Consider the following 12,615-nt stretch of genomic DNA (forward strand, 5'->3'; position numbering starts at 1 on the left):
CGAGCGAGCGGTGGGAATTGGGATGGCTTGAAGATTGAAGAGGTTTTTAGATTTTAGCTTTTGGCGGTACGTGCTGCGTGTTGCGAGTTGCGTGTTGCGTGTTGCGTGTCGTGTGTCGTGTAGTTTTATGGCTGATCAAAGTGCAAAAAGGTGCGTTAGCACCGAACAATTTATAGTATAAATTATTATTACATTAAAGGTGCGTAAGCACCGAACCCTATATTTAGCGATTTTTCCAGCAAATTCTTATAATCGCTGCTCGCTTGCTTTGCAGAAGCGAGCGGGATAAAATTTCACTTGTTTAAAATCCTTTTTACGCAGAATATGTATAAAAGAAACGTTAAAAATTTCTGAATCCTTGTAAGAAATTTAGTTTCTTTTATACGGTTTTTATTGCCTAAAGGTAATAAAAAATTCCTTGTAAAAAGTGTCTTTTCTTTTGTTTCGTTTTCTTTGGACAAGCAAAGAAAATGAAAGAAACAAAATTGAAACCATAAAAGCTTATTGATTACAAAAAAAGCCTTATAGGGGTTGCTATGGCATAAAGCCAATGGCTAAAAGCCAACAGCCAACGGCAAACAATAGTTCGTTGTAAAAAGCTAATTATCAATTTATATAATCGAGGAAGCTGTGAAGATACAGTAATTAAAAATACAAATCTCTTTCGCCTTTTTTAATTTTTTCAATCCTATTTCTAATCTCCGTAACGTTTACTTTATAGCTATCGTCTTCTAATTTTTTTAAGTTCTCTTCAATAACCTTGTACCCTTTAGCTTTGGTCTCTTCCGGAGCGTAATCTTCCAAATATTCGGTAAGAGTTAGAATTGCGTTCGGCGAGCAGTATCTCTTTATAAATCCGGGTACTGAAAATTCCATAAAGTGTTCGCCGGTTCTTCCTAATCGGTAGCAAGCTGTGCAGAACGAAGGCAAATAACCGGAATCTAAAAGTTCGTTAATAATATCGTTCAACGATCTGGAGTCGCCAATATGGAATTGTTCACGGTTCAGATTTTGTTCTTCGTTCAAGCTTTCGGTATAGCTTCCTATTTCAAGCTTTGTACCGCCGTCAATTTGCGAAACGCCAAATTTCATTACTTCTTTTCTTACTTCTGGATTTTCGCGAGCGGTAAGTATCAAACCTGTGTATGGCACAGCCAAACGAAGTATTGCAACCAATTTTGTAAAATCTTCGTCGGAAACATCGTAAGCTTTGTCGAAAGAAGCCGAAGATGCATCTTTCAGACGTGGAAACGAAATAGTGTGAGGACCAACGTTGTAACATGCTTCAAAGTGGTTTGTGTGTCTAACCAATCCCATTACTTCAAATCTCCAATCGTACAGCCCAAGTAAAGCACCAATGCCAACATCATCAATTCCCGCTTCCTGAGCTCTATCCAAGGAAGTTAGACGGTAGTTGTAGTCGGTTTTTTTGCCACCCAAATGGTATCTTTTGTATGCTTCGGGGTGGTAGGTCTCTTGAAAAATTTGATAAGTTCCGATTCCTGCGGCTTTCACCGTTCTGAAATCTTCAATCGACAAGGGAGCGGCGTTAATATTAACACGTCTTATTTCGCCGTTTCCTTTTTTCACAGAATAAACCAATCTTACAGTATGAGCAATGTATTCGGCATTGTAGGCAGGGTGTTCGCCATAAACCAAAATCAAACGCTTTTGTCCGTTGTCTTCCAATGCTTCCACTTCTCTAACAATTTCTTGGTCGCTTAGCGTATGTCTGATTGCTTCTTTATTGCCTGTCCTGAAACCGCAGTACGAACAATTGTTAATACACTTATTTCCAATGTAAAGCGGAGCAAACAAAACAATACGATTTCCGTAAACCATTTCTTTTAGTTTTCTTGCACCGGCTTTAATTTTTTCTACTAGTTCGGGAGTGTTTGCATTAATGAGTATTGCAGTTTCTCTTAATGTAAGTCTGTTTTTGTTTAATGATTTTTGAATTACTTTTTCAACATTTTCAGGTGTTGCTTCGGCGTTATTAAGGTGTTCCCATATTTCGTCGGCATCAATAAAAGGTTGCATCCTTTTATCGGGTATCTTACACTCTTCGGGATAAAATTTCATTTTTTTACAATTTTAATCTTTAATCAACCTGCGAAATTATAAATTTTCCCACAAATATATGTACAAAACTCGATTTTTATTATTATTTAAATCGCTTACTTAATTAAAAAAAATGCTTAGCTTTGTGATTTTTACAAAAATCAACAAATATGATTAAACAACATAAAATTGCAGTAACTTGTAAAGCCTTGATTTTATTAGGTTTTATCATAGTTTTCAATTCCAGCAACTTATTATCTCAAACTGTAACTATTGTTTCTAAAAGTACATCAGAGCCTGTTGAAAATTGTTATGTGTATAATAACGACAGCTCAAAAGTGGTGATTAGTAATTCAAAAGGAGAATTTAGGATTGATAATTTTTCAGACAGCGATATTCTGACTATAAGTCACGTTTCGTACTACAATAAGAGTGTTAGTGTTTTGGAAATTAAAGGCAAGAAAAATAAAATAGTTTTAGACGAGAACTTAATTAATTTGAAGGAATTTGTTTTAATTGAGAATAAGAAAGCCGAATTGCTTAAGCGGACTTACAATAAGATTGACATAATTGAGACGAAAGAAATCAGAGATATCAGTCCGCAAAGCAGCGCCGATTTATTGCGTGGTAGCGGTAAGGTATTTGTGCAGCAAAGTCAGTTAGGAGGAGGTAGTCCTGTTATCAGAGGGTTTGAATCCAACAGGTTGCTGATTGTTATCGACGGAGTTAGGATGAACAACGCTATATATCGAGCCGGACATTTGCAGAATGTCATTACAATCGACCCGGAAATGTTAGAACGTGTTGAGGTATTGCACGGACCGGGTTCGATAATGTACGGCAGCGATGCTATGGGCGGAGTTATGCACTTTTTTACAAAAAATCCGCAATTGTCGGGTAACGATACAACACTTGTGAACGGCGACTTGTCTCTACGATATGGCTCGGCAGCCAACGATTACATGCAAAGTTTTAGAATAAACGTAGGAACTAAAAAGTTTGCTTTGCTTTCGGGTGTTACTGCTAAATCCATTGGCGATTTGCGACAAGGTAGTGTTAGAGATGAAAAATACGGCGATTGGGGAAAACGTTTGTATTACGTTGAACGCATCAATAATATCGACTCCGTAATCACTAATCCCGATCCGCTTGTGCAAAAACAATCGGGTTACAAGCAATTTGATTTGTTTACCAAGTTGTTGTACAAACCATGCGAAAAGTACAGTGTTCTTGTCAATGCTCAATATTCAAACACAACCGATGTGCCTAGGTACGACCGACTAAATACTTTTGATGGAAATATCCCCAAATACGCCGAATGGTACTATGGTCCGCAAAAAAGAGCTTTAATTTCGGTAAAACAAACATTAACAAACAATTATTTGTTGTTCGACGAAATGGACGTTACCATGGCGTATCAAAATATTAGCGAGGATAGGATTAACAGGCGATTTAGAAAAAGTAAGAAACGACATCAGGAAGAAACTGTTAATCAGTACACTTTTAATACAGATTTTTACAAGCAAGTTACGGCTAAAAATAAAATCAACTACGGTATTGAATTTATTTACAATACTGTAAATTCCAATGCTTACCACGAGAATGTAAAAACAGGAGAAATCACCAAAACTGCAATTTCTAGGTATCCCGACAAATTGAACAATATGTTTCACGCAGCGGCGTATTTGTCGCACAAATGGGACATATGCGATAAATTTATTTTCTCGCAAAGTTTAAGATATAATTACGTTACTTTAAATTCGGAATATACGCCTGAAATGCTGCAGTTAGCTGACTTTCCGATAACAGGCGTAATATCTCAAAAAAATCAAACAGTAAATGGTGCCTTAGGGTTTGTGTACTTGCCCGGCAGAGATTGGCGATTAAAGGCAAATGTTTCAACAGGTTTCAGAGCACCTAATGTTGACGATGTCGGAAAGATAAACGATTCGAACTCCGACGACAAACTGCTGATAATTCCTAATCCTGACTTAAAACCCGAGCAGGTTGCTAATGCCGAACTTACCGTTGAAAAAACCATAGGACATGCATTTAATTTTGGAGTAACCGGCTTTTACACAAAACTTTTCGATGCTTTTGTGCTACAAAACACAACAATCAACGGCTCCGATTCAATTATGTACGAAGGCGTTATGTCGCATATTCAATTTATGAGCAACACTCAAAGTGCGACCTTGTACGGCTTTGAGGCATTTGTGTTAGCAAATATAACTCCATCTCTGCATTTCAGCAGTTTTATGACTTACACCAAAGGCACTATCGATAAGGATAAAAGTCCCTTAGACCATATTCCGCCTATGTTTGGTAAAACTTCTCTAAAATATATACACAATTACATTACAGCCGAAGTTTATGCTGTTTACAATTTTGCAAAACCATTGAACGAGTACAGCGCTTCAGGCGAAGATAATCCTGTGTATGCCACCGAAGACGGAACTCCGGCATGGTTTACTTTAAATGCTAAAGTTGATTTTAGGATTTCAAAAAATCTCAATGTGCTTTTTGGAGTTGAAAATATACTTGATAAACATTATCGTTATTTCGCAAGCGGAATAAGTGCACCCGGCAGAAATATTTTTGCAACTCTACGAGCTAAAATAAACTAATATGTTGTTGTCGTGAAGAATATAGACTAAGAATAATTATCTTTGTGCCATGTTTAGCAACGACAACGAATTAAAAGATTTTTTAGACTTCTATTATTTGAAATACAATAATGTCAGTTTTATTGAAAACGACCCTATTAGCATTCCACATAAGTTTACCCGTAAGGAAGATATCGAAATATCGGCTTTTTTTGCATCGATATTGGCTTGGGGAAAGCGTTCGGAAATAATAAAGAAGTCGAATGTGTTGATTGATATGATGGATTACGAGCCGTATAACTTCATCATCAATGCTTCCGACGAAGAGTTTAAGAAAATAATAAAGTTTTATTACCGAACATTTTCGGGTGATGATGCTCTTTATTTCGTTCACTCGCTCAAAAACATATACACCAATAAAGGTGGTTTGGAAAAGGTATTTACCGATGCTTATTCAAAAACCGGCAATTTTAAAGATGTTTTTATTGAATTTTATGATGTTTTCTTCGAGTTGCCGCATCTTGTCAGGACAAGAAAACACATTGCAAATCCGAAGAAAGGCAGTGCAGCTAAGCGTTTAAATATGTTTATGCGTTGGATGGTCAGAAAAGATGACAATGGTGTTGATTTTGGATTGTGGAACGGTATATCGCAGGCTGACTTGATGCTACCATTAGACTTGCATACGGCAAACACATCGAGGAAAATAGGAATTTTAACCATAAATCAAAACAACTGGAATGCTGTTGTTGAAGTAACCGAAAAATTGCGAAAACTTGATAGTAACGACCCTATTAAATACGATTTTGCTTTGTTTGGCGTGAGCCACGACAAAATTTTATAGTTTGAAAACATGTATTTATGAGTAGCGAAAATGAAACAAAAGGAAAAGTAGAAGTTTTTTATTTTAAAAACGAACTGACTTGCGGAGTTTGTCGTGTTTTGGGCGGCAAAATAGAACAAATGCTTGCAGAAAGTTTTCCAAAATTTGAGCTTTGCGTTGTAGATACTGTTACAGAACCGGAAAAAGCAGCGAGCTACGGAGTTTTTTCAGTTCCTGTGGTTTTGTTGTATATTGATGGGAAAGAATATATAAGGGAAGTTGGAAATATTTCTGTTTACGAGTTGAAATCGAAATTTGAAAGATATAATAACTTATTAAATTCATGAAAATAAAATCTATAAAAAGTTGGGCAGAAGATGAGCGACCGCGAGAGCGATTGCTTTCAAAGGGTGCGGCGGCTCTTAGCAATGTGGAATTGTTAGCTATTCTCATTGGCTCGGGTAATGCAGAAGAATCGGCGGTTGATTTATGCAGGCGTATTTATGCCGATGCCGGAAATAATTTGACAAGTCTTTCGCGTTATTCTGTTGCCGAACTTATGAAATACAAAGGAATAGGCGAGGCTAAGGCTGTTACAATTTGTGCAGCAATGGAACTGTCGAGGAGGCGTTCGTTGGAAGTGGCTCTTGAGCAGAAACAAATTAGCACAAGCAAGTCGGCTTTTGAAGCCTTAAAACCTTTATTAAGCGATTTGCGTGTAGAATGTTTTTATGTTTTGTTGCTAAATACGGCAAACCGACTGATTAAGATAGAAAAAATCAGCGAGGGCGGAATGGCAGGCACCGTCGTCGATCAGCGATTGATATTTAAGTCGGCTATCGAAAACAATGCAACTGCTGTAATATTGGCTCATAATCATCCTTCGGGACAACTGAAACCAAGTGAGAGTGATAAAACTCTGACGAGCAAATTTTTAAAAGCAGGTCAAATTCTTGATATTCCTGTTTTAGACCATCTGATTATTGGCAATAATTCGTACTTTAGTTTTGCCGATGAGGGGATTTTGGTTTAGTGGAAGAAATAAATCAAAAAAAGCCTCAAATTTTTGAGGCTTTTTTTGTACCCGAGGCCGGACTTGAACCGGCACGGTCGCAATGACCAAAGGATTTTAAGTCCTTCGTGTATACCAATTTCACCACTCGGGCATCCTATTTGAACGTAAAATTAATATTTCTTATTAATTTTTGAGTTTGCAAAAGTAAAACTTTTTATGAAAATAAACCAATTTTTATATTATTTTCTTAAAATGTGTTCAACAGATGACTTAAACCGTGCCTTCTACGTTCCACGAAAAAGCTCTTAAGCCTAAATTCTCGTAATCGGAGTTTAGTTCTGCAAGTCTTTTAAAAAGTGGCTCAACACTACTGTCATCAATAATGGTAAGAATAGCATTGTTTTTACTTGGATATGCGTGAGTTCCGTAGTGGGGAAAACCATCGACAGAGCCTCTGCCGAAAACTTCTTTCCAACTGGTAAATCCACGTAGATTCAAGTGCGTTAATATATCGACTATATCTTTATAGTGAGCTTGGTCAAATGTTATCATTACAGCTTTCATGTCAGCAATATTAAATTATTTAGTGTTGATTTTTCTTAATATTTTTTTGCGTCTGCGCCTCATAACGTTGTACCCGAAAATGGTGTACAGTGCAGGAACAATAATCAATGTTAGTAGAGTTGCAAAGGTCATACCTCCCATAACCGTTACACCTAGCGATTGCCACATTTCCGAACCTTGTCCTGTTCCTACTGCCAAAGGTAGCATTCCGAGAATTGTTGTTAGAGAAGTCATAAGCACAGGTCGTAGCCTGGATTTACCTCCATTAACAACGGCATTAATTATAGATTCGCCGCGCTCGCGGTTCAGGTTGATATAGTCGATGAGAACAATACCGTTTTTAACAATAATACCAACCAAGATAATGATACCCACAAATGCCATCATTCCTAATGGAGTGTTGGTAATAACCAACGATAGGAGAGAGCCGACAAAAGCAATTGGTACCGTAGTTATAATAATAAACGGATACGAAAGCGACTCAAACTGCGATGCCAAAATTATATATACCAATAGAGTAGAAATTATGAGCAACAGCGTGAGGTCGGCAAAAGATTCTTGTTGCAATTCAAACGAACCGCCAATTTTGGTACCAATTTCAGGTGGTATATCGGTTTTTTCAATAACGGTATTAACATCTTCAATAATATCGCTTAAAGCTCTTTTGTGGATAGTTCCTTTAACCGTAACTATACGTTCTCTGTTTTTCCTTTCAATTTGCGGTAGCGATGATTTTTCTACAACTGTACCTAGCTCTTTTACTCTGATGCTATTTCCAGCGGAGTTGTACAGCACAATGTTTTCAATATCTTGTATTGATTGCCTGTATCTTTCGTCGTATCTGACAACAATATCGTATTCGTCGCCATCTTCGCGATATCTCGACATAACCAATCCGTTAATTCTATTTTTGATAGCAGAAGCAGCTCCGTTCATGGTAAGACCGTTTACAGACAATTTTTCCCTATCGAACACAACTTGATATTCTTGTCGATAATCCTGTCTGCTAACGTATATATCGACCAATCCTTCGACTTTGGCAAGTTCGGTTTTAAGTTCATTGGCAATTCTGTCGGTGGTTTTAAGATCGTATCCTAATACTTCAACATCAACATAACCTGCACCCATTCCTGAGTGGTTTTGTCCTCCGGATATTACTTGAAACTTGGCGATTTCTGGCATGTTCGACAAGTCTTTGCGTATTTCATTACCTACATCGTATATGGTTTTGTCTCTGTACTTTTGTTCAATTAATCTCATTCGGTACATAATAATATTCGTTCCATTTTTTTGCATAGCAGCAAAAGTATTCTTGTCGGATGCCGGACCATATGTTGAAGATACTATCTGAATTTCGGGATATTTTTCTTTTATTATTTCATTTATCTTAAAGCAGGTTTCTTTTGTTATCTCAATGCGTGTTCCTGTGGGCAGTTCAACAACTGCTTCAATATAGTTATTGTCGGAGCTGGGCATAAATTCGGTTTTCAGTTTGCTCAAACTAAACAACAGCACAACTGTGATAAAGATTACAAGTACAAGTAGCGTTTTCCACTTATGGTTGGCAACAACTCGTAAAAATCTGCCGTAAGCGTTGTCAAATCCGTCTAAAAGGGGTTTTATTGTTTTAGCGTATCCTCTATCAAATCGGGAAGTTACACCTCTAAAGCGTTCGGCTCGTAGCATTTTTGAACTCATCATAGGAGTGAGCGATAAGGAAGCGAGCAATGAAACGGTTATGATAATAATAACCATCCAAGCCAACTGTTTGAATAAAATTCCGGCAAAGCCGCCTAACATTGTCATTGGTAAGAATACTGCTACAATTGTTAGCGTAGAAGCAATAACCGAAAGCGAAACTTCTTCGGTAGCATAAACGGATGCTTGGTCGGGACGACTACCTCTTTCAATGTGCCTGGTGATGTTTTCGAGTACTACAATTGCGTCGTCAACAACCAAACCTATGGCTATAGACAGCGCCGAAAGAGTGATGATATTTATCGTGTTTCCCGTTACCCTCAGATATATAAACGCACTTATTAGAGATACGGGTATTGTAACTATAATGATGATACTTGCACGCCATCTGCCCAAAAAGAATAAAACAATTAAAGCAACGATAATAAAGGCTAATAATATCGTTTCGGCTAAGTTGTTGATTGAAGTAACAATGTTTTCGGATGTATCGTTAACAACCATTAGCTCAACATCGGGCGGTAAGTTTTTTTGAAGTAAAGGTAAGGTTTCTTTTACTTTTTTAGAAATTTGCACACTATTGGCTCCCGACTGCTTTTGAACTATTATTGTCGCACTTTTTTTGCCGTTTGTAAAACTTTCTTGAACTCTCGACTCAATTGTGTCATTAACAGTTGCAACATCTCTTAAATATACAACCTGACCTCTAAAGTTTCCAAGTACAATATTGTTTATTTCTCTACTTTCGTTGAATTCGCCTTCAAGTCGCAACAAATATGTTTGTGTGCCAATATCGAAGCTACCTGCAGGCACGTTTACGTTTTCCTGAGCAATTTTTCGAGCTAAAAGCTCTAAAGGTATATTGTACGCTTCCAACTTTTCGGGTATAACGTTAACTTGCACTTCTCTTTCGGGTGCACCTGCAATGGAAACGGTTCCAACACCGGGTATTCTGTTTAAAGGATTGGCAACAGCATTATCTAATATTTTGTGTAAGGCGTTTGAACTTTGGTCAGCAGTTGCCGAAATAACCAATACGGGTATCATGTCGGTTGAAAACTTCATGATTATAGGTTCTTCGGATTCGTTCGGCAAAAACTTCTTTATAATATCTAACTTGTCTCTAACGTCATTTACTGAATTATCTAAGTTTGTGCCAAAGTTAAATTCTAATATTATTAATGATATGTTGTCGCTTGATCTGGAAGTTATATTTTTTATGTTTTCGGTACTATTTAAAACGTCTTCTAACGGGCGTGTAATGTTTGTTTCAACGTCTTCGGCACCTGCACCGTTGTACGTGGTAATAACCGTAAGCATATTGGATTCTATTTCCGGAAATAAGTCAATAGGAAGTTGAAAGAAAAACATAATACCTATTATTACGACGCCTATATATATAAGAGCCGTGCTTATCGGTTTTCTTACTGCTGTTTCGAATAATTTCATATTTTTTTAGTTAAGAAAGTTTTGTAGTTGTGGTACTTAGTTAATTATTTCTACAGGTGTGCCGTCAATTAAGCTTGTGTTTCCTTTGGTAATGATTATATCGTCGGGATTCAGACCTGAAACAATTTCATACTTATCGTCGATTCTGACACCTAACTCAACTTTTGTGTAGACTGCTTTGCCATCTTTTACAACAAAAACGTATCTATCGTTGCTTCCGGCTTGTTTTACCACAGCCATATCGTCTATTAAGGCTCTGTTGTTGGTTCCTAAATTTATTTCAACGCGGCAAAACATACCGGGTTTAATTTTATTTGAATTATTGGGTATTGAAATTTCGGCGCTAAAAGTGTGTGTAGCCTGATTGATGATGGGATATATCAACGAAATATTACCGTTAAAAACTTCGTCGCTGTAAGTGTCTATTTTAACTTTAACAGGTTGACCTTTTTTTACTTGTGCGAAATGTTTTTCGGAAACATTAATAACTGCTTTAACAGGATTAAGACTTTCTACCGTTAAAATAGGGAATTGAGCAGGCATATCGCCTTCGTCGTAGTTGCGTGCCGTAACAACTCCGTTAATAGGGCTTTTCAGAATTGTATTTTCTTCAAGATTTTCGAGTGTTGCTTCGGCTATTTTAATTTGAAGTTGCAACTGATCAACTTGTTGCTGCGATATTCCGCCAACTTTCAACAGTTCGGTGTATCGCTGAAGGTCGGCTTTAAAATTAGTGATTTGCGCTTCTTGTTTTAAGAAGTTATTTTTGTCTAATTCTACAAGAACTTGTCCTTTGCTGACCCTATCGCCAATTTCTACATTTATTTTCCTTATACGACTCGGTATTGCCGAAGCTATGTTGTTTTTTGTATTCGACTCTATGTTTGCAGTAAACGTAACGTTTTGCTCAACAGGTTGAAACTCAACTTTTGATACGTAAACTTTTCTTGCTTCTTTTTCGCTTGCTTGTGAAGCTTCGTCGCCTTTTTTGCCGGCGTTATTACATGACGACAGTGAAAAAATGATACCTGCTATAATGATTAAAAATGTTGCCTTTTTCATTTATAAAATATTTTTATTGTTTTTTGTATTCTGATTTTTTTATTCAATATTTTCACCGATTATTTTCTCCAAGTCGGCTTGTGCGTTCAAATAATCGTAAAGTATGTTTTGATATTTTAAGTTTGTGTTTGTAATTGCCAACGATGCAGAATTTAGTTCAACTATGGTTGCCAGACCTGTATCGTACATTTTAAGCGCTATTTCGTATCCTTTTTCTGCCATATCTATTGTAGATTTTGCAGTTTCTAATTGTTCCAAGGTGTTTTCAATAATGCCAATGCTGTTTTTTACGCCAAGTTGCAGACTTCTTTTCAGATTAATTCTTTGTAAGTCTAATTGCTGCAGCGATATTTCGGTTTGTTTTATATCGTAATGACGTTGAAAACCGTTGAAAAGCGGAATAGCAAGCGTAATACCGGCAGTAGAGTAGGGCGACCACTTGTAGTCTTTAAATTTAAAGTCGTCGTTTTGGCTTATATAATTGTAACCGAATGTTCCTATTAGAGACGGCATGCGCTGCAATTTAATTACTTCTAAGGCTGTTAGGGCTTTTTGCTTCTGAATATCAAATTGTTTTAAATCGGAATTGTTAGATAGGTTAGGTTCTATCAATTTAGTCAAATCCGTATTGGTATTATCTTTATAAAATTGAAGAGAACCAACCGCTGCTATCGTAATATTATCGTCTGCACCCATAAATATTTTGAGTTGCAATTCGGCAATTCGCATCATATTTTTTGCTTGCAAAATATTTGGAATATTATTCTGCATTTGAACTTTAGCAATAATCATGTCGTACTCAGAAGCCACACCTTGATCATATTTGGCTTTTATGTTGTTGTAATTTACCGAGTCTTTGTAGTATGTTTTTTTGAAAACGTTATAGGTTTCTTGTGCAAACAAAAGCGAGTAGAAAGATTTCTTTACATTATTTATAAGTGTAATTTTATTAGCCCTCGATTTTTCTACTGCTAAGGTAAGATCAATTTCGCTTAAGTCAAGGCTTTTCCACAACGATGGCACAACCAATGGCAGTGTAGCATTAACGCCTCCTGTCCACATATTCCATCGCCCGAATTGGATAGCTAACGGCTCGTCATCGTCGGGCATTGCAATACCTGAAGTATCGCCGGGCATTGGTCCACCAAACCCCATCGACTTTCTATCCATATACATTGTTTGTTTTTTTATGGTTCTTTGGTATTGTCCAGCCAAATCAATTTTAGGCATTAGTCCGCCGTACGATTTTTTTTGAGCATATCCTAACTTGGTTATTTCCAAACTGTCAATTTGTATAGTATGACTTTCGGATAATGCTATGGAAATAGCCTTATCAAGGT

General features: G+C 36.9%; 9 protein-coding genes and 1 tRNA gene. 4 read left to right on the top strand and 6 right to left on the bottom strand.

Going from position 1 to position 12,615, the window contains the following annotated elements; genetic code table 11:
* Positions 1 to 645: 645 nt before the first annotated feature.
* Positions 646 to 2,082 (bottom strand): [FeFe] hydrogenase H-cluster radical SAM maturase HydG, encoded by a 1,437-nt coding sequence (hydG, locus tag PHP31_09030; protein MDD3739420.1) that lies wholly within the window; start codon positions 2,080 to 2,082, stop codon positions 646 to 648.
* A gap of 149 nt (positions 2,083 to 2,231) precedes the next feature.
* On the opposite strand from hydG, the gene PHP31_09035 reads away from it, so the two are divergent.
* From PHP31_09035 to radC, 4 genes are read left to right on the top strand one after another with little or no spacing between them, the layout of a single operon-like run.
* On the top strand, positions 2,232 to 4,688 hold the full coding sequence (locus tag PHP31_09035) for a TonB-dependent receptor (GenBank protein ID MDD3739421.1): 2,457 nt from the start codon (positions 2,232 to 2,234) through the stop codon (positions 4,686 to 4,688).
* Positions 4,689 to 4,737: 49 nt separating this feature from the next.
* Entirely contained in the window at positions 4,738 to 5,511 is a 774-nt protein-coding gene (locus PHP31_09040) for a TIGR02757 family protein (protein ID MDD3739422.1), read from the top strand.
* Between the two features lie 17 nt (positions 5,512 to 5,528).
* Entirely contained in the window at positions 5,529 to 5,837 is a 309-nt protein-coding gene (locus PHP31_09045; protein ID MDD3739423.1) for a thioredoxin family protein, read from the top strand.
* Complete coding sequence (gene radC, locus PHP31_09050; GenBank protein ID MDD3739424.1) at positions 5,834 to 6,523, top strand: DNA repair protein RadC; 690 nt, start codon at positions 5,834 to 5,836, stop codon at positions 6,521 to 6,523. Before PHP31_09045 ends, radC begins: the two co-directional genes overlap by 4 nt.
* 48 nt (positions 6,524 to 6,571) lie before the next feature.
* On the opposite strand, the gene PHP31_09055 is transcribed toward radC, so the two are convergent.
* The 5 genes from PHP31_09055 to PHP31_09075 form a co-directional block, all read right to left on the bottom strand.
* A tRNA-Leu gene (locus tag PHP31_09055) sits at positions 6,572 to 6,656 on the bottom strand.
* A gap of 119 nt (positions 6,657 to 6,775) precedes the next feature.
* Positions 6,776 to 7,069, bottom strand: coding sequence for a hypothetical protein (locus PHP31_09060; protein ID MDD3739425.1), 294 nt, complete (start codon positions 7,067 to 7,069; stop codon positions 6,776 to 6,778).
* Between the two features lie 15 nt (positions 7,070 to 7,084).
* Positions 7,085 to 10,213: an efflux RND transporter permease subunit gene (locus PHP31_09065; GenBank protein ID MDD3739426.1), complete on the bottom strand. Its 3,129-nt coding sequence runs from the start codon at positions 10,211 to 10,213 to the stop codon at positions 7,085 to 7,087.
* Between the two features lie 36 nt (positions 10,214 to 10,249).
* The gene (locus PHP31_09070) at positions 10,250 to 11,275 is read right to left on the bottom strand and encodes an efflux RND transporter periplasmic adaptor subunit (protein ID MDD3739427.1); all 1,026 of its coding nucleotides are present in this window, start codon (positions 11,273 to 11,275) and stop codon (positions 10,250 to 10,252) included.
* 39 nt (positions 11,276 to 11,314) lie between these two features.
* A partial coding sequence (locus PHP31_09075; protein ID MDD3739428.1) for a TolC family protein occupies positions 11,315 to 12,615 on the bottom strand: 1,301 nt, incomplete at its 5' end.

The sequence above is a fragment of the Lentimicrobiaceae bacterium genome (genome assembly GCA_028697555.1).
GTDB lineage: Bacteria > Bacteroidota > Bacteroidia > Bacteroidales > UBA4417 > UBA4417.

Bases quoted from the DNA above. Each gene is read 5' to 3' on its own strand.
- PHP31_09040 (MDD3739422.1), top strand. From the start codon at position 4,738: ATGTTTAGCAACGACAACGAATTAAAAGATTTTTTAGACTTCTATTAT.
- PHP31_09060 (MDD3739425.1), bottom strand. From the start codon at position 7,069: ATGAAAGCTGTAATGATAACATTTGACCAAGCTCACTATAAAGATATA.
- PHP31_09045 (MDD3739423.1), top strand. From the start codon at position 5,529: ATGAGTAGCGAAAATGAAACAAAAGGAAAAGTAGAAGTTTTTTATTTT.
- hydG (MDD3739420.1), bottom strand. From the start codon at position 2,082: ATGAAATTTTATCCCGAAGAGTGTAAGATACCCGATAAAAGGATGCAA.
- PHP31_09065 (MDD3739426.1), bottom strand. From the start codon at position 10,213: ATGAAATTATTCGAAACAGCAGTAAGAAAACCGATAAGCACGGCTCTT.
- PHP31_09035 (MDD3739421.1), top strand. From the start codon at position 2,232: ATGATTAAACAACATAAAATTGCAGTAACTTGTAAAGCCTTGATTTTA.
- radC (MDD3739424.1), top strand. From the start codon at position 5,834: ATGAAAATAAAATCTATAAAAAGTTGGGCAGAAGATGAGCGACCGCGA.
- PHP31_09070 (MDD3739427.1), bottom strand. From the start codon at position 11,275: ATGAAAAAGGCAACATTTTTAATCATTATAGCAGGTATCATTTTTTCA.